We start from the raw sequence: 23,975 nt of genomic DNA, 5'->3' as shown, positions 1-23,975 counted from the left end.
ACCCTACGCACCGCGCCCCCGCGGGTCGGCAGGACCGCGGGGCATGTCCGGGTCGGCGCGCTTTTCACGCACCGCGCCCTTGCGGGCGGCCGGGTCGGCGCCGACCGGGATGCCGAACGACACCGCGGTGACGTCGCCGTCCTGCGCCGTCAGCGGCCACCGCAGCCGGTTCCAGTCCGCGCTGTGCCCGGCGAGCACGCCCCAGCCGGGGCCTTCGTACCGGTGGCGCACGTACGACTCCGGAACCACCGGCGCGAGTGCCTGCTCCGCTCGTTCGACCAGCCTGAGCCGCGCGTCGTCCGCGACGTTGCCGTGGAGGGCGAAATAGCCGAGCACGAAGTACATACGTTCCCCTGTCCCTTGCGTCGGCAGAGGGTAATGCCCTGATCGCCCCGGGGTTGTAGGACAAACCAGACATCACGTGGTGCGAGGCCCTCCACATTGGCCACTCGGGCTGCGAATTAGCAGCTCGGTTGCGGTACGAACACAGAAGTGGGGGGGGGGGGGGGGGGGGGGGGGGGGGGGGGGGGGGGGGGGGCCCCCCCCCGGGGAGGGGGGTCGGGGGCCGCTGCCCCCCCCCCCCCCCCCCCCCCGGGGGGGGGGCCCCCCCCCCCCCCCCCACTTCTCCCCACCCCGGGGTTACTGCGGGCTGTGCCGCCGCTCGGGAGCGCCGGCCCGCCAGAGCCGGCCCGGCCACCAGACGAACCGGCCGATGTCCACCGTCAGCGCGGGCACCAGCAGAGAGCGCACCAGCAGCGTGTCCAGCAGCACGCCGAAGGCGACCGCGAACGCGATCTCCACCACGAAGACCAGCGGCAGCACCGCGAGCGCCGCGAACGTCGCCGCCAGCACCACGCCGGCCGACGTGATGACGCCGCCGGTCACCGCCAGACCCTTGAGCGTGCCCGCCTTGTGGCCGAGCTTGCCGGCCTCCTCCCGGACCCGGGTCATCAGGAAGATGTTGTAGTCGACGCCCAGGGCCACCAGGAACACGAACGCGAACAGCGGGTACGAGGAGTCGGCCCCGGCGAAGCCCAGCACGTCGGAGAACACGATGCCGGAGATGCCCAGCGTCGCCAGGTAGGACAGCACCACCGTGGCGATCAGCAGCAGCGGCGCGACCAGCGAGCGCAGCAGCACCATCAGGATCAGGAAGATGACGCCCAGCACCAGCGGGATGATCACGTTGCGGTCGCGCTGCGAGGTGTGCTGCACGTCGTAGTTGATCGCGCTGAACCCGCCGACCTTCGCCTGCGCGCCGTCGATCGCGTGCACCGCGGCACGCAGCCGCTCGACCGTCGCCAGTGCGGCCGGCGAGTCGGCCGGGTCGGTCAGCGTCGCGTCGATGCGCACCATGCCGTCGACGACCTTGGGCTCCGGATTCATCGGGATGACGGCGGGAGCCGCACCGGTGCCGGTCGCGCCGCTTCCGGTCGTGCCGGTGCCGGTCGTGCCGGTGCCGGTGGTCTGACCGTCGGGCGACGGCGGGACCACCATGATCGGGACGGGCATACCGGTGAACGGGGCCGCCTCCGCCACACCCTTGGTCTGGCGCACCGCGAGCAGGACCTGGTCCAGCTTCTCGGCCCGGGTCACGATCTCGGCGGGACTGCCGGTGCCGCCGGGGAAGTGCGCGGTGGTCAGCTCCTGCGCGGAGACCGAGTCGGGGTGGCCGGTGAAACCTTCCGACTGCGGGATGCCGTCGGCCTCCAGGCGGGTCAACCCCGCGACACCCGCCAGCAGCAGCACCGCGGTGCCGATCCAGACCAGCCGGGCCCGGCGGCCGACCAGTGCGGAGACCTTCCCCCAGATCCCCCGCTGCTCGACGGGCGCGGAGTCGAACTTCGGCCGTACGGGCCAGAACGCCGCCCGGCCGAGCAGGGCCAGGATCGCCGGGAGCAGGGTCAGCGAGACGGCCAGGCTGCTGGCGATGCCGATCGCGCCGACCGGGCCGAGGCCCTTGTTGGAGGCGAGGTCGGACACGAGCAGGCAGAGCAGGCCCAGGATGACCGTCGCGCCGCTGGCCAGGATCGGCTCGAACGAGGCGCGCAGCGCGACCCGCATCGCGTCGTACCGGCTCTCGGTGTGCCGCAGCTCCTCGCGGAAGCGGGACACCAGCAGCATCGCGTAGTCGGTGGCCGCGCCCAGCACCAGCACGTCGAGGATGGCCTGGCTCTGGCCGGAGACCGTGATGATCTCCTCCTTGGCCAGCAGGTAGACCACGCCGTTGGCCAGCGCGAACGCCAGGCCCGCGCCGAGCAGCACGACCACGGGCAGGATCGGGCTGCGATACACGATCAAAAGGATGATTCCGATGATGCCGACGGTGACGCCCAGCAGCAGGCCGTCGATGGAGCCGAAGACCTCCATCATGTCGGTGAGGATGCCGCCCAGGCCGCCGACGTGCGCGTTCAGCCCGTCGGGCAGGCCCGTGTGATCGCGGATCCAGGTCACGTCGGTCATGTTCTTCTGCGCATCGGTCTCCGTGAACAGCACGGTGACCTGGGCCGCCTTGCCGTCGTCGGAGTAGCGCGGCAGCAGCGGGACGTCGGCGAGCCGGCTGCCGAGCTCCCGTTTGAGCGTGGCCAGCTGCTCGGCGATGACCGTCTTGTCCGCCTCGGTGAGCCCGCTGTCGCGGCCGTAGACCAGCTGCGCGGGCACCACGTCGAGCCCGGCGAACTTCTTGCTCAGGTCGAGCACGACCGTCGCCTCGGCGCTCTCCGGCAGGAACGAGGCGTTGTCGTTCTTCTGGACCTCGGCGGTCTTGCTCGCGAAGCCGCCCATGGCCCCGCCCACGACCAGCCAGACCACGAGCCCGATCGCCGGCAGCAGCCAGCGCAGGCGCCGTGGCCGCGGCGGCGCGGCGACCTCGGTCTCCTGCCCCGGTTCGCCCTGGAGCTCCTTCTTCTCCCGCATCGCCGTCATCGCGAGGCGTCCTTTCCCTACGTGCGCAGCAAGGTTGGCACAACGTGACACTATTTGTGAAAGCTTTCACAAGCTCGCGCACACGATACCGATCCCGAGCCGGGCACGCATTCACGGGTACGGGTGACGCCGAGCACCTTCACTGGCCAGGGACGCGGGCGCGAGTAGCCTGAGCGACGTGACCAGCATCGTCTCGCCGGCACTCGCGGTGCGCCGCGCCGGCACCGTCGAGTATCAGACCGCCTGGGACGAGCAGCGCCGTCTGCACGCCGGCGTCGTCGAGGGCAGCGAGCCGAACACCGTGCTGCTGCTGGAGCACCCGAGCGTGTACACCGCCGGCAAGCTCACCGAGGCCTGGGAGCGCCCGTTCGACGGCACCCCGGTGGTGGACGTGGACCGCGGCGGCAAGATCACCTGGCACGGGCCGGGGCAGCTCGTCGGCTATCCGATCATCGAGCTGCCGGTGCAGCGCGGCGGGCTTGCCGACGTGGTCGCGCACGTGCGGCGTACCGAGCAGATGCTCATCGACGTCTGCGCCGAACTCGGCGTCGCCACCACCCGGATCAAGGGCAACAACCGCTCCGGCGTATGGGTGCGCGAGGACGACCGCGGCCCGGACCGCAAGGTCGCCGCGATCGGCATCCGGGTCGCCCGCAACGTCTCGCTGCACGGCTTCGCGCTCAACTGCAATCCCGACATGACGTGGTTCGACCGCATCGTGCCCTGCGGCATCACCGACGCCTCGGTCACCTCGCTCAGCGCCGAACTCGGCCGCGAGATCACCGTCGACGAGGTCCTCCCCATCGTGGAACGCCACCTCCCGACCCTGCTCGCCGTCTGACCCCCCGCCTTCCGCAACTCTTAAAGAGTCGCGCCCTCAGGCCGTCCCCATGGGCGCAGGTCTTCAAGAGTTGTGCCGAGGGCGCGGCGAGGGTGGCGTCAGGCCGGGAGGGCGGTCAGGGGTGGGAGGGGGCAGTGGAGCATGCCGCAGATGGTGCGGGTGAGTTCCTGCTCGGCGACGGTCATGGTGCCGTCCTCGGCGATGACCGCGACGACGGCCTGGATGAGCAGCGACTTGTCCTTCGGCGCGAGGCCGTCGAGCAGTGGCCAGGCCGCGTCGAGGGCCAGCACGCCGTGCTGCGGGGCGGTCATCGGCACCGGCTGTCCGGGCAGGATCATCGCCAGGCCGACATGGTAGGCGTGCTCGGCCGACTTCTCGTCCGGGTGACCGGCGCGGGCCAGCACCGCCAGCAGTGAAGCGATGGCGTTGCGGCAGGTCGCGAGGCTGCGCTGCCGGGTCGGCCAGGGCGGGCTGTCGTACGTGGCCTCGTACAGGTCGCGGTGCAGCAGCCGGGACAGGGCGTACTCGAAGATGCTGACGCGACCGTCGGCCCTGGCCAGCGTGTCGATGGTGCCCAGCAGGTCCTGGCGGCGGGCCAGCGGGTGGGCGCGCAGCGCCGGGAAGCACAGCTGGGCCAGTGGCAGCCGCAGCAGCGGGTGCAGGCCGGCGAGCCGGCCCGCGGCGGCGACGGTGTCCGCGACGACGGCCTCACCGTGCCGTTCGCGCAGCGCCGCGAGCTGGCTGTCGCGCACCTCCGGCTGCTCCGACAGCAGCAGCCCGAACAGCAGGCCGGGGGCCGTGTCGCCGCGCCGGGCGCGGGCCAGCACCTCGGGCGGGAAACGTTCGAGGATGGACTCCGCCCGCTGGTAGGCGGGCTGCTGCGGCGCGCCGACGGAGGCGGTGACGGCGTCGGGGCGTACCGCCATCCGGGTGTCGTGGTCCGGCAGCGGTCCGCCGTGCTCGGGCCCGGCCAGGCCCATCGCCGCGTCCTCGGCCAGGCCCGAGGGCGGCGCGTCGCGCCACCGTGCCGCGAGCGCGGTGAGCTGCGCCGGATCGAAGCCCGGTTCGAGGGCCCGGATGCGGTCGGCCAGCGGCGGGTGGGTGGCGAACAGCGAGCGCAGCCGGGCCGCGCCGAACAGCATGTGGCCGACCTCGTCGATCTTCGGAGAGGACAGGCGGGACCCGGTCTCCAGGCCGCCGATCTTCTTCAGTGCACCGGCGATGCCGGAGGTCTGCCGGGTGAACTGCACCGCCGACGCGTCGGCCAGGTACTCCCGCTGCCGCGACACCGAGGCCTGGATCAGCCGCCCCGCGAACACGCCGATCGAGCCGGCCACGATCAGCGCGATGCCGATCAGCGGCAGCGGGTTGCTGCCCTGGTTGTCGCGGCGCTCGCGGCCGCCGCCGAACGCGCCCGCGTACAGGAAGGTGCGGCCGACGATGGCCAGGAACAGGATGCCGAACAGCAGCCCGATCAGCCGGATGTTGATCCGCATGTCCCCGTTGAGCACGTGACTGAACTCGTGCGCGATGACGCCCTGCAGTTCGTCGCGGTTGAGCCGGTCCAGCGCGCCGCGGGTGACCGCCACCGCCGCGTCCGCCGGGGACCAGCCCGCCGCGAACGCGTTGATGCCGGGCTCGTCCTCCAGCACGTACACCTCGGGCACCGGCACACCCGAGGCGAGCGCGATCTCCTCGACCACGTTGCGCAGCCGGCGCAGGCGCAGGTCGGTGGTGTCCTCCGGGACCAGCACCCCGCCCAGGTCGCGGGCCACCTTGCCGCCGCCCGCGCGCAGGCCGATGGTGCGGAACAGCGACGCCAGGAGGATCGACCCACCGGTCAGCACCGCGGTCCAGAACATCAGCCAGGCCAGCTCGGCCGCCGGGGCCTCGAACGCGCCCAGCGCCCACGCGACCGCGAGGCAGACGACCGCCACGATGGCGAGCACGGCCAGCACGTACAGCAGGATCAGGCGGAACGACATCCGCTTGACCTGCCGCTGGCGCTCGAAGAAGTCCATCGCCGCGGCGGTCAGAACTGCACGCGCGGGGCTTCGCGCTTGCCCGGGTCGTCGATCTCCAGCAGCGCGGCCTTGTGGAAGCCGAACGGCCCGGCCAGCACGCTGCCCGGGAACGTCTCGCGCTTGTTGTTGTACGCCAGCACGGCGTCGTTGTAGCCCTGCCGGGCGAACGCGACCCGGTTCTCGGTGGAGGTCAGCTCCTCCGACAGCTGCATCATGTTCTGGTTGGCCTTGAGGTCCGGATAGGCCTCCGACACCGCGAACAGCCTGCCCAGCGCCTGGGTCAGTCCGTTCTCGGCGCCGGCCAGGCCCTGCATGGCCGCCGGGTCGCCCGGATTGCGGGCCGCGGTGGCCTGCGCGGTCATCGCGGCGGTCCGCGCGGCGGTGACCGCCTCCAGGGTCTCGCGCTCGTGCTTGAGGTAGCCCTTCGCCGTCTCGACCAGGTTCGGGATCAGATCGTGGCGGCGCGTGAGCTGCACGTCGATCTGCGCGAACGCGTTCTGGTAGCCGTTGCGCGAGCGCACCAGGCCGTTGTAGAGCGAGGCGACCCAGGCCACGATCACCACCACGATGATCAGCAGGCAGATCAACCCGATCAGGAACTCCATGCCCTCACCGTGCCACCTGATCATCCGTTTTGCCTGGCAATCGGGCGTATCTTGACTGCTCATACGCCCGATTGCCAGGCAAGTCGGTCGATCAAGCGCCGCGCGACCCGGTGTGGTGGGCCGCGCGGCGGGTCCAGGGGCTACGGCGTGACGCGGTGCAGGTCGCGCGGGTACGCGGTGACCTCGCGGATGTTCTGCGCCCCGGTGATGCGGGCGACGAAGCGCTCCAGGCCGATCGCGAACCCGCCGTGCGGCGGCATCCCGTGGCGGAACGCCTGCAGGTAGGGCTCGTACGGCTCGGCGCTCTCCCCGTGCGCGGCCAGCGCCGCGAGGTAGTCGCTGTAGCGGTGCAGCCGCTGTCCCCCGGTGACCATCTCCAGGCCCCGGAACAGCAGGTCGAAGCTGTTCGACCAGCGCTCGTCGCCGGGCTGCGGGTGGGTGTAGAACGGCCGCTTCACCATCGGGTAGCCGGTGACGAAGACGAACTCGCTGCCGTGCTCGCGCTTGGCCCATTCGCCGATCGCCCGCTCGTGCGCGGGCGCCAGGTCGGGCTCGTCCGCCGGCGCACCAGCGATCTTGAGCGCCTCGCTGAAGTGCAGCGCCGGGATCTCAGCCGGCACCTCGGGCAGCTCCAGGCCCGCCACGGCCGCGCCGAGCGCGCCGACCCGGGCGACCATGGCCGCCACGGTCTCGCGCAGCACCGCCATCACGTCGCGGTGGTCGCCGATGAAGCCCAGCTCCGCGTCGAGCGAGGTGTACTGGGCCAGGTGCCGGGTGGTGTCGCTGGGCTCGGCCCGGAACACCGGGCCGACCTCGTACACCCGCTCGAACACGCCGACCATCTGCTGCTTGTAGAACTGCGGCGACTGGGCCAGGTAGGCGGGACGGCCGAAGTAGTCCAGCGCGAACACGTTCGCCCCGGACTCGGTCGCCGTCGCCACGATCTTGGGCGTGTGGATCTCGGTGAAGCCGAGCGTGTCCATGCCCTCGCGGAACCCGGCCGCGGCCGCTGCACTGATCCGCAGCGCGCGGGCCCGGGACGGGTGGCGCAGCGACAGCGGGGCGTGGTCCAGCTGGGTGGGCAGGGTCGGCGTCAGCACCGGCCGGTACAGGTCGAACGGCGTCGGCTGGGCGGGCTCGCCGAGCAGGCGTACCACCGGCTCGGTCAGCTCCGCCCCGCCGGGCGCGGCCGGGTTCGCGGTGACCAGGCCCTCGACGGCGACCACGGTCTCCTCGGGCAGCGTCTCCAGGTGGGCCCGCAGCTCCGGCTCGGTGACCACGACCTGGCTGAGCCCGGACGCGTCGCGCACGATGAGGAAGGAGACCGATTTGAGCAGCCGGCGGCGATGGATCCAGCCGGCGATGGTGATCCGTGCGCCCACATGGCGGGGCAGTTCGACGGAAAGGATGCGTTGCATGGTGGGTACCTCCGGGTTCTTCCGCAACGCCATCCCCAAAGGGGTGTGGGCGGTTTGGGAACCCGCGGTGCCACCACACCTTCACCCGGATGATCCGGGCCTCTACCAGCGCGTGAGCGGAGCCACACGGGCGGCTGCACGCCGTCCCGACCCGGGCGTCACTCCGGTGATTCACCCCGTCACTGCTGTTGAGCGGAGACTGTAGACCATGATCGGGAGCCGCGCAGCCCGTTTTTCCGGGCGCGTCGGGGCTGAGACGTCCGTTACCCAGCAGAAGATCAAGGCTGTTTCTCCGCGTACGCTGGCGGGCATGACCATCGTCGCTCCTGAGGGCCGGCGCCTGTTGCGCGTCGAGGCCCGTAACGCCGAGACCCCCATCGAGCGTAAGCCTGAGTGGATCAAGGTCAAGGCGAAGATGGGTCCGGAGTTCACCCAGCTCAGCTCGCTGGTGAAGCGGGAAGGCCTGCACACGGTGTGCCAGGAGGCCGGCTGCCCCAACATCTACGAGTGCTGGGAGGACCGCGAGGCGACCTTCCTCATCGGCGGTGACCAGTGCACCCGCCGCTGCGACTTCTGCCAGATCGACACCGGCAAGCCGGCCGAGTTCGACGCCGACGAGCCCCGCCGGGTCGGCGAGTCCGTCGCCACCATGGGCCTGAAGTACGCCACCGTGACCGGCGTCGCCCGCGACGACCTGCCAGACGGCGGCGCCTGGCTGTACGCCGAGACGGTCCGCCAGATCCACTCCCTCGTCCCCGGCTGCGGCGTCGAGCTGCTGATCCCCGACTTCAACGCCGTGCCGGAGCAGCTGGCCGAGGTCTTCTCGGCCGCGCCCGAGGTGCTGGCGCACAACGTGGAGACCGTGCCGCGCATCTTCAAGCGCATCCGCCCCGGGTTCCGCTACGACCGCTCCCTCGGCGTGATCACCAAGGCCCGCAAGGCCGGGCTCGTCACCAAGTCGAACCTGATCCTGGGCATGGGCGAGGAGCGCGCGGAGATCTCGCAGGCGCTGCGCGACCTGCACGAGGCCGGCTGCGAGCTGATCACCATCACGCAGTACCTGCGCCCCACCCCGCGCCACCACCCCGTCGAGCGCTGGGTGAAGCCCGAGGAGTTCGTCGAGCTGCGCGAGGAGGCCGAGGAGATCGGCTTCGCCGGCGTGATGAGCGGCCCCCTGGTGCGTTCGTCATACCGGGCCGGTCGCTTGTATCGTCAGGCACTCGACGCGCGCACTGCCGCCGCCTGAAAGCCCCACCGTCACCCAATCTAGGATCTCGTCTATGGCAAAGGCCGAAGAAAAGGTCTCCTTCTTCCAGCGGTTGAAGCAGATCGGCATGGTGTTCAAGTTCACCGCCAAGCAGGACAAGTGGTTCACGCCCCTGGTGGCGGCCGCTGTCGTGCTGCCGCTGGCCCTCACCGTGGTGGCGGTGCTGCTGGGCTGGGGCTGGATCTGGATCCCGCTGGGCATCCTGACCGCGCTGCTGGCGGTGCTCATCGTGCTCAACCTGCGGTCGAACACCGCGATGATGAACATGATGGAGGGCCAGCCCGGCGCGGCCGGCCAGCTCGTCGAGCAGATGCGCGGTGACTGGCGGGTCAAGCAGGCCGTTTCGGCGACCACCCAGTTCGACGTGGTGCACCTGGTGATCGGCAAGCCCGGCGTCATCCTGCTCGCCGAGGGCAACCCGGCGCGGCTCAAGCCGCTGCTCGGCGAGCAGAAGCGCCGCCTGAGCAAGGTCATCGGCGACGCCCCGCTGTACGACTACATCATCGGCACCGAAGAGGGCCAGCTGTCCATCCGCAAGCTGCGGATGACGCTGATGCGCCTGCCCCGCAACCTGTCGGGCAAGGAGGTCAACGCCCTGGACCGGGCCCTGACCGCCCTCAACGCCCGCCCCCAGATGCCCCGCGGCCAGCTCCCCAAGGAGTTCCGTCCGCCGCGCATGCCGCGCGGCGGCGGCCGCCAGCGCTGACCCCAAGGGAAGGGCACCTTCTTAACGCTATGCGTTGTAGAAGGTGCCCTTTTTAACGCCCGCACATATCGATATTTGCAAGATCCAGTAGATATATTGCGGTAGGGATCTACTGGATCTAGGTTGGTGGGCATGGAGATGAGGCGCATCACCGATCCCGAGGTCCTCAAAGGCCTCGCCCAGCCGATCCGGCAGAAGCTCTACCGGCTGCTGACCCAGCTCGGCCCCGCCACCGGCGCGACCCTGTCCAAGCGCCTGGGCACCGACCCCGGGCAGACCAGCTACCACCTGCGCGAGCTGGCCAAGGCCGGGTTCGTCGAGGACGTGCCCGAGCTGGCCCGCGACCGCCGCGAGCGCTGGTGGCGTGTGGTGCCCGGCCCCACCGGCTGGTCCTCGCTCGACTTCCCCACCCCCGAGGGCCAGGCGATCTCGTCGGCCGTCAAGGCGCAGACCGTCATCGACGAGTTCGAGCGCGTACGCGGCTACGAGCAGTCCCGCGACAGCTGGAGCGAGCAGTGGCAGGCCGCCGCGATGAGCAGCGACACCTTCCTCCGGCTGACCCCGGCCGAACTGGCCGAGCTGACCGGGGAACTGCACGAGCTGGTCGTCCGCTGGAAGCAGCGGAGCAACGAGCGCGCCGCCCGCTCGGACGACGCCGACCGCGAACACGTCTTCCTCTTCTTCCACGCCTTCCCGGAGCGCCCCTGATGACTACCGCGACCCTGGCTCCCCCGTACACCCCGCCCGCCGTCCCCGCCCACCGCCGGCCCGCCTTCCTGCGCTACCTCGGCGGGCAGGCCGTCTCGATCCTCGGCGATCAGGTCTGGTACGTCGCGCTGTCCTTCAGCGCCGTCCAGCTCGCCTCCCCCGGCACGGCCGGTGTCGTCCTGGCCGTATCCGCCCTGCCCCGGCTCGTGCTGCTGCTGTTCGGCGGCGCGATCGTCGACCGGTACGGCCCCCGCCGCCTGATGATCGGCAGCGACCTCGCCCGCGGCGCGATCGCCCTCGTCACCGCGGCGGTGGCGCTGGCGCAGCCGAGCGTCGCGCTGCTGGTCGTGGTGGCGCTGGCGTTCGGGCTGGCCGACGCCCTGTTCCTGCCCGCGGCCGGCGCGATGCTGCCGCGCCTGCTGCCCCCCGCCCAGCTCACCGGCGGACTCGCCATGTCCGGGCTGACCGCCCGGCTCGCGCTGACCTTCGGCGCGCCGTTGGGCGGCCTGCTGCTGCCGGTGGGCGGACTCCCGCTGGCCTGCCTGGTCAACGCGGCGACGTTCGCGGTGTCGGTGCTCGCCCTGTGGTCGGTGCGCCCGGCGACCGCCGCCGGTGAGCCTGCGCGACGTGCCACGCCCGGACCCGCCGACTTGGAGGCCGGGGCAGCCCCCGCGGCGGCGGCCGGGCTCACCCGAGGCGCCACCGCCGGACCCGCCGATGCGGAGGCCGGGGCGGTACCCGCGGCGGCCCGCACGCCGATCGGCGTGGCGGTGCGCGAGGGTCTGCACTACCTTGCCGGGCACCCGTTGCTGCGGTCGGTGACGCTGGTCGGCCTGCTGGTCAACCTCGGTGCGGTCGGCCCGCTCAACGTGGGCCTGGCGCTGGTGGCCGACGAACGCGGCTGGGGCGCGGGCGGGATCGGCGTGATGCTCGCCGGGTTCGGCGCGGGTTCGGTCGCCGGGAACCTGCTGATGATGCGGTGGCGTCCGGCGGGACGGCTCGGCGTGATCGTGGCCTGCTGCGCGGTCGTGCAGTGCGGTGCGCTGTTCGCGATCGCCGTCGCCCCGCTCCCGGCCTGGGCGTTCGTCGCCACCGCGGTCGGCGGGCTGGCCGGCGGACCGCAGGCGGTGCTGCTCAGCGGCCTGACGCACACATACACCGCCGACTCGCACCGCGGCCGGGTGGCCTCGATCAACAACCTGGCGAGCCTGGGCGTGACCCCGATGGCGATGGCCGTCATGGGCGTCGCCGCGGCCCGCCTGGGCACGGTCACCGCGTTCGCCGCCAGCGCCGCCCTGATCCTCGTCGCGGCCGCGATGTGCGTGGCGATCCCTGCCCTCCGTCACGCCCGCCTGGCCAAGCCGTCAGCACCGACATCCACGCGGTGAGGCGACCCGCCACCCTGCCGTCATGATCGTCCGACTTGCCCGGCACCTGTGCGTATCTTGAGCCCTCATTCGCCCCTGGCAAGTCGGACGATCACCGTCGCCCGTCCGGGCCGGAGCGGGGCCGGGGCCGGGGCCGGGCGGGACGGTCAGACGGCGGGGCGGATCAGGGTGCCGGCGACGCGGTCGTGCAGGCCGCGGCGTTCGCCGTCCATGATCAGGGCGGGGATGACCAGGGCGAGCAGGGTGCCCCGGAGGGCGCCCTTGAGAGGGCCGACCGGCTGACCCGAGTCGACGCCGAGGCAGGTAATCTTCGTCACGCGCATGCCCGGCGTCTGCCCGAAGAACCCGACGAAGACGGCGTAGACGGCGATCAGCACCACCGGAGCCGCCCAGCCGTCCCGCATCGGGTCCGCGAAGACACCGGCCGCCAGGACGCACAGCATCCAGTCGAGCAGCAGCGCCCCGAACCGTCGGGCCAGGGAGGGTACGGCAGGCAGGGATGCGTCGGTCACCCGCCGAGCGTACCGTCCGCTCCGCCGTACCGGCCGGGTGAGCTGTCCGGGCAGCCCTTGAGCCGGGTTTACCGGTGACGTAACACGGCGGAAACAAAGCTGACACGGCCGGGCAACGCCACGGTTCTAGCGTCGCCACCAGCCAATGGCCACCCGACGCAGCGCAGCGCCGTCGGCCGCGTCTCCCGAGGTCAGCCCAGGAGATGTGCTGAAGTGGGGGCCGGGAGCTCCCGCAGACCATCCGTGCCAGGAGGACGTGTTGTTCGCCAATTCCGAGGAACTGCTTCGGTACCTCAAGGACGAAGACGTCAAGTTCGTCGACGTCCGCTTCTGTGACCTGCCCGGTGTGATGCAGTTCTTCACCGTGCCGGTGCAGTCGTTCGATGCGAGCGTCTTCACCGACGGACTCGCCTTCGACGGCTCGTCCATCCGCGGCTTCCAGCAGATCCACGAGTCGGACATGCTGCTGCTGCCGGACGTGACCACCGCGTTCATCGACCCGTTCCGCATCCAGAAGACCCTGGCGCTGAACTTCTTCATCCACGACCCGTTCACGCGTGAGGCCTACTCCCGTGACCCGCGGAACGTGGCCAAGAAGGCCGAGGCGTACCTGGCCGCCAGCGGCATCGCGGACACCGCGTACTTCGGCGCCGAGGCGGAGTTCTACATCTTCGACTCGATCCGCTACGCGACCCAGCCGAACCAGGCGTTCTACCACATCGACTCGGTCGAGGGCGCGTGGAACACCGGCGCCGCGACCAACAGCGACGGCAGCGCCAACCGCGGCTACAAGCCCGGCTACAAGGGCGGTTACTTCCCGGTCGCACCGACCGACCACTACGCCGACCTGCGCGACACCATGGTGACGAACCTGGTGGACCTCGGCTTCACGGTCGAGCGCGGTCACCACGAGGTGGGCACCGCCGGTCAGGCCGAGATCAACTACAAGTTCTCGACGCTGCTGGCCGCCGGCGACCAGATGCAGCTGTTCAAGTACGTCATCAAGAACACCGCCTGGCACGCGGGCAAGACCGCGACGTTCATGCCGAAGCCGCTGTTCGGCGACAACGGCTCCGGCATGCACACCCACCAGAGCCTCTGGCTGGGCGGCGAGCCGCTGTTCTACGACGAGACCGGCTACGCCGGCCTGGCCGACACCGCCCGCTGGTACATCGGCGGTCTGCTGCACCACGCGCCGTCGCTGCTGGCCTTCACCAACCCGTCGGTCAACTCGTACCGCCGCCTGGTGCCGGGCTTCGAGGCACCGGTCAACCTGGTGTACTCGCAGCGCAACCGCTCCGCCTGCACCCGTATCCCGGTCACCGGCACGAACGCGAAGGCCAAGCGCATCGAGTTCCGCTGCCCCGACCCGTCGTCGAACCCGTACCTGGCGTTCTCGGCGATGCTGATGGCCGGTCTCGACGGTATCCGCAACAAGATCGAGCCCCCGGCTCCGATCGACAAGGACCTCTACGACCTGCCGCCGGAGGAGGTCGCCAACGTCACCCAGGTGCCCGGCTCCCTCTCCGACGTGCTCACGTCGCTGGAGAAGGACAACGACTACCTGCAGGCCGGTGGCGTCTTCACCAGCGACCTGATCGAGACCTGGGTCGACTACAAGCGGTCCAACGAGATCGACCCGGTCCGCCTGCGTCCGACCCCGCACGAGTTCCAGATGTACTTCGACTGCTGAGTCCACTCGGTGGTACGGAAAAGGCCCCGCCTTCGGCGGGGCCTTTTCCGTACCCGGGCCCGACGCCGTCGGTCAGGCGGCAGCCGCGGGTGCCGGAGTGGCGGCGGCCGGAGCCGGAGCCGCAGCGGGAGCGGGCTCCGCCGGAGCAGGAGCGGCGGGAGCAGGAGCGGGTTCGGTGGCAGCCGTAGCGGCGGCGACGGCCGGGGCGAGCACCGGGCTCGCGGCTGCCGCCGCGACCAGCGCCGTGGCGGCGGCGGCCGGGGCCGCGGTGAGGATGCTGGGGCTGTTGGCCACGCCGATCGGTCCGGAACCGACCGACATCAGCACCGACAGCAGCGCGGCGCTGAAGGCCAGCGACAGCGCGCCGCGCCAGTCGATCGCGGCGACGTCGACGCCCACCGCGCCGCTGACCTGCCCGACACCGAACGCGGCGATGAGGGCCTGCACGAAGGTCTTGATGGCACGCTCGGCACTGGCGATCCAGAACATCTTGTTCAAGAGGTACATCGGAGTTCTCCTGGAATGAGGGGGCACGCCCGGAAGGCGCTCACGAGCTTAGATGGCAAGCGCCCGTGTCACCTATCCGCTTCCCGACCGACCACGGCGGAGCAAGGGCCTATCGTGTGCCGCATGGCGCACCCCCTCCACCGCGCGCTGCTCACCGCGGCCGCGTTCGTTTGTGTACTCCTGCCCGCGACGCCCGCCCGAGCGGCCGGCGACCTGGCGGTGACCGTACGCGGCGACGATCCACTCGCGACTGTGCTGGTGCTGGCCAACCGGGGTGACGCACCGTGCCAGGTGGTGACCTCGACTTACGGCACGCTCGCGGTGACCCGGCTGGAGCAGGGCGGCGTCGCCGTCACGCCGCTGCCGATGGAGACCTCGTTCGAGGAGTCGCTGGAGACGGTGCTGGCCAAGCGCCTGCACACGCTGGAGCCGGGCGCGGACGTGCAGGTGCCGCTGCGCGCCATCCCGATCGGGCCGACCGGGCACGCCATCGAGATCGTCACGTGGTCGGCCGGCGCGGGCGCGTTCGGCGCGCTGTACCCGGTGAAGCCCGGGGTGCCGCTGCGGCTGGAGTTCACCTACGCGGTGCCGATCGTGCCCGTGAGCGGTGCCGCCGCCTGCGCCCCGCTGGCCGGGGCGGGTGTCACGGCCGACGCGGCCGACGCGGGCCGCCCGTGGTGGCACTGGGCGGTCCTCGCCGGGGTGGGCGTGATCCTGACGCTGGTGGCCGTGGTCATCCTGCTCGTGCCGAACCGGCGCAAGCGCCGCCGCGCAGCCGCCGCTTCGGGCAACGCCGCCGCGGCGGACAGCGGCGTCGCGGCGCATGGTGGTGTCGCGGCGGACGGTGGCGGCACCGGGGACCACGCCTCGGGCGGCGACGGGCACGCCGGGGGTGGCGACAGTGCCGTCCACGACAGTGCCGGTGACGGCCCTGCCGTGGACGGCTCCGGTCCGGGCGGAAAGTCCGGCAGCACGGGGGCCGGTGGGGTGGCCGGGATCGGCGGGGCGGTCGTGTTGGCGCTGGTGGTGGCGCTCGGGGCGGTGGGGGTGCCCACGCGTGCGGCGTACGCCGAAATCATCGTGACCGACCCGGAGCTGGCCGGTGCCTGGGCCGCCTGCAGCGCGATCCTGCACGGGCCCGGCGGCGACCCGGCGGGCATCCTGCCCGCGCTGGAGGCGCCCGGGGTGACCGTCAGCATCATCCGGGCGCAGCCCGGCGACACCCATGAGGGTGCCCTGGACAAGAACAACATCCTGGTCTTCTGGGACCCCGACGACCACCACGCCTACTTCGGCACCGGCGGCAGCGCCGACCCGTGCGACGCGCTCTACCACGAGTTCCACCACGGCTACCAGCACAACCAGGGCACGTACAGCCGCGAGGACTGCGCGGGCAGCGGCATCCCGACGACCGAGGTGATGGCAACCCGGGCGCAGAACCAGCTGCGCGAGGCGCTGGGCCGCCCGGCGCGCAGCCACTACGGCGACAGCGCGCTGCCCAGCGGCGACTGCACCGCTCCCCCGCCCCCGCCGGCCTGCACCGGCGCGGGCTGCGGGCACAGCACCGGCGACCCGCACCTGCGCACCGTCGACGGCCTGCGCTACGACTTCCAGGCCGCGGGTGAGTTCGTCGCGGTGCGCGACACCGCCGGGGCGTACGAGATCCAGGTCCGCCAGGAGCCGGTGCCCGGCTCGCGCGTCGCGGCGGTGAACTCCGCGGTCGCCGCGAAGGTCGACGGCGACCGGGTCGAGGCGCGGATGACCACCGCGGGGGTGGAGTTGCTGGTGGCGGGCGTGGCGACCGGCCCCGCCCCGGCGGAGCTGGCCTCCCCGCGGCAACTGCCCGGCGGCGGCGAGGTCCGCACCGTCACGGGCGGCAACGTCGAGCTGCGCTGGAAGGACGGCTCGCGCCTGGTGATCGACCCGATCGGCGTCTGGGGCCTGGCGCTGTCGGTCGAGCCCGCGCAGACGTACGCAGGCAAGCTGGAGGGCCTGCTCGGCGACTTCAACGGCAAGACCGACGACGACGTACGCCCGCGCGGCGGGGAGCCGCTCGGCGCGCAGCCGACGTTCGCCGCGCTGTATCCCGCGTACGCCGACAGCTGGCGCATCGACGCCGCATCGTCGCTGTTCACCTATGCAGACGGCAAGAACCCCGACAGCTACGTCGACCGGGCCTTCCCGGAGCAGGACGCGGCCACGGTCGACCTGCCGAACCGGGCGTCGGCGGAGGCGATCTGCCGCGGGCTCGGCGTCTCCGACCCGGCCGTGCTGGCCGGTTGCGTGCTCGACGTGGCGCTGACCGGCCAGCCCGACTTCGCGGTCGCGGCCAAGGCGGGCCAGGTCTTCGCCGGCGGCGCGGACCTGGGCGGGCAGACCTGGACGGTGCGCCTGGACGCCCCGGGCGCGGTCGCGAAGGTCGAGTTCCCGGGTACGAAGGGGCAGAAGGTCTTCGTCGACGTGCCCGCCACGACCCTGCCGAACCAGTGCGGCGGCCTGGACCTGCTCGGCCCGGACGGCAAGCAGGTGGCCAACGGCTGCATCATCAACGGCGCCGGGTACATCGACGGCACGGTGCTGCCGGAGACCGGCACGTACAGCATCGCGGTCGACCCGAGCAGCGACGCCACCGGCGAGGCGCGACTGCGCCTGCTGACCGTCGAGGACCAGCAGGAGGCGATCCGCCTCGACGGTCCGGAGCTGACCGCACGCCTGCCCAAGCCGGGCACGGTGGCCCGGTTCACCTTCGCCGCCACGGCGGGGCAGAAGGTGTTCGTGGACGTGCCGAGCACCAACCTGCCGAACCAGTGCGGCGGCCTGGGCCTGCTCGGCCCGGACGGCAAGCAGGTGGCCAACGGCTGCGTCATCAACGGCGACGGCTACATCGACGGCTTCACCCTGCCGGACACCGGCAACTACACAGTGGTGGTGGACCCGCAGGAGAAGGGCGTCGGCGAGGCGAAGGTACGGGTGAGCCTCGCCGTCGACCAGCGGGTCGCGTTGCCTGCCGGCGGCGACGGGGTGACCGCGCGGATCGAGCGGCCGGGCGCGGTCAGCGTGCTGACCTTCACCGGCCGGGCCGGGCAGCGGGTGTTCATCGAGGTGCCGAGCACGGACCTGCCGAACCAGTGCGGCGGGCTGGAGCTGCGCGGCCCGGGCGGTGCCGTGGTCGAGTCCGGTTGCGTGATCAACGGCAAGGGCGGGCTGCGCGAGGAGGGCGTCGAGCTGCCGTCGACCGGGACATATCAGCTCATCGTGGATCCGAGCGAGCGGGCGGCCGGAACGGCCCAGGTAAGACTGCGCACCTGACCAGCAAAGTCTGGGTTACCTGGTGGTAACGGGGATCACAATGCATGCGTAGACTCCGCCAACGTGAAACCCCCACGCCTTTGGCTCCGCCGCCTGCGTACCACCGCGCTCTGGCTGCTCGGCGTCGTGACGGTGCTGGCCGTCGTCGGCGCCGGGCTGACCGTCTGGTCGGTGCGCCGCGCCCTGCCGACCCTCGACGGTGAGCTCACCCTGACCGGGCTCGGCGCGCCGGTGACCGTGCGCCGCGACGCGCACGGCATCCCCCAGATCTACGCGAAGACCAGCGACGACATGTATCGCGCCCAGGGCTTCGTGCACGCCCAGGACCGGTTCTGGGAGATGGACTTCCGCCGCCACGTCACGGCCGGGCGGGTCTCCGAGCTGTTCGGGCAGTCCCAGCTGGAGACGGACAAGTACCTGCGCACCATGGGCTGGCGCCGGGTCGCCGAGCAGGAGGTGGCGCTGCTGACGCCGGAGTCCCGCAAGGGGCTGGAGGCGTACGCCGCGGGCGTCAACGCGTGGCTGGCCGCCAACACCGACGTCGAAGGCGACGGGTTCGCGGCGTCGGGGTCGCTGAGCCTGGAGTACGGCATCCTCGGCCTGCAGAACTCCGACTACGTCGTCGAGCGCTGGACTCCCGTGGACAGCCTGGCCTGGCTCAAGGCGATGGCCTGGGACCTGCGCGGCAACATGGAGGCCGAGATCCGCCGCGCCGCCTTGCAGGCTGAGGGTCTGGCCAAGGAGCAGGTGGACCAGCTCTACCCGGCGTACCCGATCGACCGCAACCTGCCGATCGTCACCGGCGGCGCGATCGTGAACGGCGCGTTCGACGCGAAGGCGTCCGCCCCGGTCACGCCGGTGACCCCGCCGCCGACGCCGACCGCGGCACTGGCCGCGGACGGCCTCAACGACATGGCCGACGCGCTGGCCGCGCTGCCGGGCCTGATGGGCAACGCCGACGGCGACGGCATCGGCTCCAACTCATGGGTCATCAGCGGCAAGCTGACCGCGAGCGGCAAGCCGATCCTCGCCAACGACCCGCACCTGAGCCCGAGCCAGCCCGGCATCTGGTACCAGATGGGCCTGCACTGCGAGTGCGGTCAGGACGTCGCCGGCTTCACCTTCTCCGGCGTGCCCGGGGTGGTCATCGGCCACAACGCGAACATCGCCTGGGGCTTCACCAACCTCGACCCCGACGTGATCGACATGTACCTGGAGCAGGTCGAGGGCGACAAGGTGAAGGTCGGCGAGGGCTGGGAGCCGCTGGCCTCGCGCCAGGAGGTGCTCAAGGTCGCCGGTGGCGACGACGTCACCATCACGGTGCGCACGAGCAAGCACGGGCCGCTGCTGTCGGACGCCAGCGAGAGCCTGAAGAAGCTCGGCGGCCAGTACGCGATCGCGATGCGCTGGACCGCGCTCGACCCGGGCCGCACCGGCGACGCGGTGTTCGCCATCAACAGGGCCGCCAACTGGGACGAGTTCCGCGCCGCCGCCGCGCTGTTCGAGGTGCCCGCGCAGAACATCGTCTACGCCGACGTGGCGGGCAACATCGGCTACCAGTCGCCGGGCCGCATCCCGGTGCGCGGCAAGGGCGACGGCAAGTGGTTCGCGCCCGGCTGGGACCCGGCGTACGACTGGACCGGCTTCATCCCGTTCAACGAGCTGCCCAACGTGCTCAACCCCGAGCGCGGCTACGTCGTCACCGCCAACCAGGCGGTCATCGGCGACCAGTACCAGCAGCACCTGACCGACGACTGGAGCTACGGCTACCGCAGCCAGCGCATCTACGACATGATCGGCGCCGCGGGCGGGAAGATCACGCTCGACGACGTGCAGAAGCAGCAGTTCGACAACCGCAACGGCTTCGCCCCGGCGCTGATCCCGGCCCTGCAGAAGGCCCCGCGCCAGGCCCCGTCGCAGGTGGAGACGAACGCCGACGCGCTGCTCGTCGACTGGGACTTCCAGCAGGGCGAGGACTCGGCGGCCGCGGCCTACTACAACGCGATCTGGAAGAACCTGCTCGGCCTCACCTTCGACGAGCTGGGCTCCGACTACGCCGCCGACGGCGGGGACCGCTGGTTCGAGGTGGTCCGCGGGCTGCTGAGCAAGCCCGACGACAAGTGGTGGGACAACAAGGGCACGCCCGCCGTGGAGAAGCGGGACGACATGCTCGCCCAGGCCATGTCGGCGGCGGTGAAGGAGCTGTCCGAGGCGCAGGGCGAAGACCCGAAGCAGTGGCGCTGGGGTGCCATGCACACCCTCACCCCGACCCACGCGACGTTCGGCGAGTCCGGCATCGGCCCGATCGAGTGGCTGTTCAACCGGGACACCGTCGGCGTCTCCGGCGGCGACGCGATCGTCAACGCCACCGGCTGGAGCGCCGGGCAGGGATACGAGGTCGACGCGGTGCCGTCCATGCGCATGATCGTGAACATGGCGGACCTGGACGACTCGCGCTGGATCCAGCTGACCGGCAACTCCGGCCACGCGTTCCACGACAACTACGCCGACCAGTTCGAGCTGTGGCGTACGGGCCAGACCCTGCCGTTCCGCTTCGACAAGGCGACCATCGAGAAGGAGTCCACGCAGACCCAGACCCTCAAGCCGTAGGGTCGGTCAGCGAAAGGGGGCGCCTCCTCACCGGAGCTCGGTGGGGAGGCGCCCCTTCTTTCGTCGCACCGTCCGGCCAGCCCCGTGCCGGGCCGGGCGGCGCGACCGTCGGCGGGTCAGGGCAGCAGCAGGCCCAGGGAGAGGGCGAACGGCACGAGCAGCAGGCCGCCGACCGCGGTGACCGCCAGCCGCACCCGGTCGCGGCCCTGCGTCGAGCGCAGCGCGACCACGGCCCAGGCGGTGCACAGCAGGGCGAGCACGGTCGCCGCCCGCAGCACGAGCCAGGTCAGGGGCTGGCCGAACAGGAACGCCTCGGTCTGCTTGCCGGAGGTGGCCACCGTCACGATCGGGTATGCGACGCCGCCGACCAGGGCGATCAGCCCGGTCAGCACCAGCAGGCGCGCCGGGCGGGCCCCCGCGGGCCGGCCACGGCCACCGCGCAGCCGCCGCACCAGCGCCCCGACCGGCCAGCTGAGCAGCGCCAGCGCGATCGCCGCGAACGCGGCCCACCACAGCGGGCCCACCCCGGACACCGGGATGCTGTCGCTGCCCTGCACCGGCAGCGCGTCGGCCGCGGAGGCGGGCAGCCGTCCGCCGGTCACCTGGGCGATCCAGTCGGTCATCAGCGTGCCGTAGCCGGGCAGCAGCTCGCCCATGTCGAAGCCGTTGATCGTCGGGCCGCCGACGCGGTCGTAGCCGTCGGTGGTGACCCGGCCCGCGTGCGCGCCGTGCGGCAGGATCCGGATCGTGACGCTGGGGCTGGCGGTCAGCTCGCGGCGGAAGACCTCCGCGCTCTCCCGCGGCGGCACCTGCGTGTCCAGCTCACCCCAGAGCGCCAGCACCGGCTGCCGGATCGCCCGCAGCGCGGGCACCGGGTCGTACGCCGCCTGCGGGAACCCGTCCGTCGCGACGGCCAGGCCCATGCCGGTGCCGACGATCGCGTCCACGGTGGACGGCGTCACCCCGGCCCGGGTGATCCGGTTGATCAGGTTCCAGGCCTGGGTACGCGCCGGTGCCAGCCCCGGCGCACCGATGGTGACCAGGAACTTCGCCTCCGCCGAGCGGGACGCGGCCAGCGGCGCGATCCAGCCGCCCTCGCTGAGCCCCCACAGCCCGGTGCGCGCCGGGTCGACGTCGGGCAGCGCGGCCACCGCCCGCACCCCGGCCACGGCGTCGTCGGCCAGCGCCGAGTAGTCGCGGTGGGTCTTCGTGTAGTCGGCGCGCTTGTCGTAGATCAGCGTGACCAGCCCGGCCCGCGCGAACACCTCGGCCTCCTGGCCCAGCTCCTCACGCGGGCCCGCGCCGGAGCCGTGCACCAGCACGATCGCCGGGTGGCGCACCGCCGGGTCGAGGTCGGCGCGGCGCACCACCGAGCCGTGCAGCTCTGTGCCGCCGTTGCGGAAGGTCAGGTCGGTGGCGGTCAGTCCCGCGGGCGGGATGTACGGCGTGGACGTGGTCTCGGCCGCGGACGCGACCGGCGTGCCGGCCAGTGCCAGCAGGATCGCTCCGAAGGCGGTGAACAGTGATTTCCTCATGTCCACGATCCTCGGGAAATCCACCGCCGTGGACATCGCCGACGAGAGCGGTGCACACCCTCATTCGCGCGAGGGAGTCACTCGCCGGGACGGATGAGCCCCGACTCGTACGCGGCGATCACGGCCTGCGCCCGGTCGCGCAGCCCGAGCTTGCCCAGCACGCTGCTGACGTGCGTCTTCACCGTGTGCTCGCTGACGAACAGGGCCGCCGCCAGCTCCGGGTTGGACAGACCACGGCCGAGTAGCACCAACACCTCGTGTTCGCGCTCGGTCAATCGGGCCAGGCCCGCCGGCGGGGCCGGGGCAGGCCGCCCCAGTCGCACCACGTCGTCGATGAGGCGGCGGGTCACCGCGGGCGCGAGCAGCGCCTGCCCGGCCGTGACCACCCGCACCGCGTGCACCAGGTCGTCCCGGCGTACGTCCTTGAGCAGGAAACCGCTGGCCCCGGCGCGCAGCGCGGCGAACACGTGCTCGTCGGAGCCGAACGTGGTCAGCATGACCACCTTCGTCGGCCCGGCCGCGCAGATGCGCCGGGCCGCCTCGATGCCGTCCATGACCGGCATCTGGATGTCCAGCAGCGCCACGGCGGGGGCGTGCTGCGCCACCGCCCGGACCGCCTCCGCGCCGTCGGCGGCCTCGGCGACCACCTCGATGTCCGGCTGCGCGGACAGGATCATCGCGAACCCCGACCGCACCAGCTCCTGGTCGTCGGCGACCACCACGGTGATGGTCATGGCCGCGCCCCGCGGGTGCCGGTCTGCCCGCTCACGCGAACACCGCCGTCACGCGGAAACCGCCGACGGGGTCCGGCCCGAATTCGACGGTGCCGCCCGCGGCGGCGACCCGCTCGCCGAGGCCGACCAGCCCGTTGCCCGGCGTGACCGGGGCGGTGCCCCGGCCGTCGTCGGCGACGCTCACCCGGGTGCCGTTCTCGTCCCAGGTGACCGACACCTGCGCGGAGGTCGCCGCGGCGTGCCGGACCACGTTCGTCAGCGCCTCCTGGACCACTCGGTAGACGGCGAGCTGGACGTCCGGTGCGAGCGGACGCGCCTGCCCGTGCTCGGTGTAGGTGACGTCGAGGCCGTCGTGGCGGGTGCCGCGGACGAGCTCGGGCAGGTCGGCCAGACCCGGTGGCGGGGTCAGCGCCGACTCGCGCAGCCCGCCCACGGCGGCGCGCAACTGGGCCATGGCGCTGCGCCCGGCGTCGGAGATCGCGTCGAACGCGGCCTCGGCGCGGGCCGGGTCGCGCCGGGCGATCGCGCCGCCCGCCTCGGCCTGCACCACCATCAGGCTGAACGCGTGGCCGAGGATGTCGTGCAGGTCGCGGGCGATCCGGGTGCGCTCGCGCTCGGCGGCCAGCTGCGCGGCCTGGGCGTGCTCGCGGGCGGCGGCCTCCCGCCGGGTGCGGGCCAGGGTGCCCAGCATGTACGCCGCCGACCAGGTCGCCATCTCGCGGACCGCGGTGTTCACCGACTGGATGATCGACAGCATGCCCGCGGCGGTGACGATCAGCACCACCAGCCGCTGCCGAGGTGGGGACTGGTAGGCCACCGCGTAGAAGCAGACCAGCGGGCCGTACCAGATGGGCTGGGCGGGGCCGGTGCCCGCGATCGCGTACGCGGCGATCCCGACGGCGGTGAGCAGCAGCGCGTACGTCGGCTGCCAGCGCCGCAGCAGCACCGGCAACGAGGTCACCAGCACCGGCCAGTAGTCGGCGAACGTCCACGGGGGATCCTCGCCGAACCGGCGGGTGAAGAAGTAGGGCGCGGACTGCGCGGCCAGGACGAGCAGGGTCAGCCCGATGTCCACCGACCAGGCTCGCCGGGACAGGTCGGCGGGCCGCGCCATCCCCCACGTCACGGTGAGCCAGCCTAGGCCACCGCGCCCCGCCGCGTACGCCCGTGTCCGTCCGGGGTGGCCGCTATGG

The 23,975-nt window shown here is 72.1% G+C and carries 18 protein-coding genes; 8 read left to right on the top strand and 10 right to left on the bottom strand.

Features of this window, described 5'->3' with window-relative positions:
• Positions 1-3: 3 nt before the first annotated feature.
• A complete protein-coding gene (locus tag F9C41_RS10860) occupies positions 4-345 on the bottom strand; it encodes a hypothetical protein (RefSeq protein WP_155386571.1) in 342 nt (113 codons plus the stop codon).
• A gap of 294 nt (positions 346-639) precedes the next feature.
• A complete protein-coding gene (locus tag F9C41_RS10855; RefSeq protein WP_155386925.1) occupies positions 640-2,784 on the bottom strand; it encodes an MMPL family transporter in 2,145 nt (714 codons plus the stop codon).
• A gap of 328 nt (positions 2,785-3,112) precedes the next feature.
• On the opposite strand from F9C41_RS10855, the gene lipB reads away from it, so the two are divergent.
• Positions 3,113-3,766 (top strand): lipoyl(octanoyl) transferase LipB, encoded by a 654-nt coding sequence (gene lipB, locus F9C41_RS10850; RefSeq protein ID WP_407924693.1) that lies wholly within the window; start codon positions 3,113-3,115, stop codon positions 3,764-3,766.
• Positions 3,767-3,864: 98 nt separating this feature from the next.
• Here the strand turns inward: lipB and F9C41_RS10845 are convergent, their stop codons facing one another.
• The 3 genes from F9C41_RS10845 to aspS form a co-directional block, all read right to left on the bottom strand.
• Positions 3,865-5,787, bottom strand: coding sequence for a M48 family metallopeptidase (locus F9C41_RS10845; protein WP_155386569.1), 1,923 nt, complete (start codon positions 5,785-5,787; stop codon positions 3,865-3,867).
• 11 nt (positions 5,788-5,798) lie between these two features.
• Positions 5,799-6,395, bottom strand: a complete 597-nt coding sequence (locus tag F9C41_RS10840; protein ID WP_196279714.1) for a LemA family protein — start codon at positions 6,393-6,395, stop codon at positions 5,799-5,801.
• Between the two features lie 140 nt (positions 6,396-6,535).
• On the bottom strand, positions 6,536-7,813 hold the full coding sequence (aspS, locus tag F9C41_RS10835; protein ID WP_155386568.1) for an aspartate--tRNA(Asn) ligase: 1,278 nt from the start codon (positions 7,811-7,813) through the stop codon (positions 6,536-6,538).
• A 310-nt stretch (positions 7,814-8,123) separates the two neighbouring features.
• Between aspS and lipA the strand changes: the two genes are divergently transcribed.
• The 4 genes from lipA (at position 8,124) to F9C41_RS10815 (ending at position 11,882) form a co-directional block, all read left to right on the top strand.
• Complete coding sequence (lipA, locus tag F9C41_RS10830; RefSeq protein WP_155386567.1) at positions 8,124-9,059, top strand: lipoyl synthase; 936 nt, start codon at positions 8,124-8,126, stop codon at positions 9,057-9,059.
• Positions 9,060-9,093: 34 nt separating this feature from the next.
• Positions 9,094-9,786 carry a DUF4191 domain-containing protein gene (locus F9C41_RS10825; protein WP_155386566.1) on the top strand — a complete coding sequence of 231 codons (693 nt, stop codon included), beginning with the start codon at positions 9,094-9,096 and terminating at the stop codon, positions 9,784-9,786.
• Positions 9,787-9,918: 132 nt separating this feature from the next.
• Positions 9,919-10,494: a winged helix-turn-helix domain-containing protein gene (locus F9C41_RS10820; RefSeq protein ID WP_155386565.1), complete on the top strand. Its 576-nt coding sequence runs from the start codon at positions 9,919-9,921 to the stop codon at positions 10,492-10,494.
• Positions 10,494-11,882 (top strand): MFS transporter, encoded by a 1,389-nt coding sequence (locus F9C41_RS10815; RefSeq protein ID WP_155386564.1) that lies wholly within the window; start codon positions 10,494-10,496, stop codon positions 11,880-11,882. The genes F9C41_RS10820 and F9C41_RS10815 overlap by 1 nt, the downstream gene beginning before the upstream one ends.
• Positions 11,883-12,028: 146 nt before the next feature.
• Here F9C41_RS10815 and F9C41_RS10810 read toward each other — a convergent pair whose 3' ends face one another.
• Positions 12,029-12,394, bottom strand: coding sequence for an RDD family protein (locus F9C41_RS10810; protein ID WP_269058908.1), 366 nt, complete (start codon positions 12,392-12,394; stop codon positions 12,029-12,031).
• A 259-nt stretch (positions 12,395-12,653) separates the two neighbouring features.
• Here F9C41_RS10810 and glnA point away from each other — a divergent pair, with 259 nt between their 5' ends.
• Positions 12,654-14,087 carry a type I glutamate--ammonia ligase gene (glnA, locus tag F9C41_RS10805; protein ID WP_155386563.1) on the top strand — a complete coding sequence of 478 codons (1,434 nt, stop codon included), beginning with the start codon at positions 12,654-12,656 and terminating at the stop codon, positions 14,085-14,087.
• A gap of 72 nt (positions 14,088-14,159) precedes the next feature.
• On the opposite strand, the gene F9C41_RS10800 is transcribed toward glnA, so the two are convergent.
• Entirely contained in the window at positions 14,160-14,594 is a 435-nt protein-coding gene (locus F9C41_RS10800; protein ID WP_155386562.1) for a holin, read from the bottom strand.
• Between the two features lie 123 nt (positions 14,595-14,717).
• Here F9C41_RS10800 and F9C41_RS10795 point away from each other — a divergent pair, with 123 nt between their 5' ends.
• Together F9C41_RS10795 and F9C41_RS10790 are read left to right on the top strand one after the other, a co-directional pair.
• Positions 14,718-17,903 carry a VWD domain-containing protein gene (locus F9C41_RS10795; RefSeq protein ID WP_155386561.1) on the top strand — a complete coding sequence of 1,062 codons (3,186 nt, stop codon included), beginning with the start codon at positions 14,718-14,720 and terminating at the stop codon, positions 17,901-17,903.
• A 63-nt stretch (positions 17,904-17,966) separates the two neighbouring features.
• Positions 17,967-20,513 (top strand): penicillin acylase family protein, encoded by a 2,547-nt coding sequence (locus F9C41_RS10790; protein ID WP_196279713.1) that lies wholly within the window; start codon positions 17,967-17,969, stop codon positions 20,511-20,513.
• Between the two features lie 116 nt (positions 20,514-20,629).
• On the opposite strand, the gene F9C41_RS10785 is transcribed toward F9C41_RS10790, so the two are convergent.
• The 3 genes from F9C41_RS10785 to F9C41_RS10775 form a co-directional block, all read right to left on the bottom strand.
• A complete protein-coding gene (locus tag F9C41_RS10785; RefSeq protein ID WP_196279712.1) occupies positions 20,630-22,048 on the bottom strand; it encodes an alpha/beta hydrolase family protein in 1,419 nt (472 codons plus the stop codon).
• A gap of 77 nt (positions 22,049-22,125) precedes the next feature.
• On the bottom strand, positions 22,126-22,782 hold the full coding sequence (locus tag F9C41_RS10780) for a response regulator transcription factor (protein ID WP_155386559.1): 657 nt from the start codon (positions 22,780-22,782) through the stop codon (positions 22,126-22,128).
• A gap of 31 nt (positions 22,783-22,813) precedes the next feature.
• A complete protein-coding gene (locus F9C41_RS10775; RefSeq protein WP_196279711.1) occupies positions 22,814-23,908 on the bottom strand; it encodes a sensor histidine kinase in 1,095 nt (364 codons plus the stop codon).
• Between the last annotated feature and the right edge of the window lie 67 nt (positions 23,909-23,975).

This window comes from Catellatospora paridis (assembly GCF_009720365.1).
Taxonomy (GTDB): Bacteria; Actinomycetota; Actinomycetes; order Mycobacteriales; family Micromonosporaceae; genus Catellatospora; species Catellatospora paridis.
This window is presented reverse-complemented; position numbering and strand designations above follow the sequence as displayed.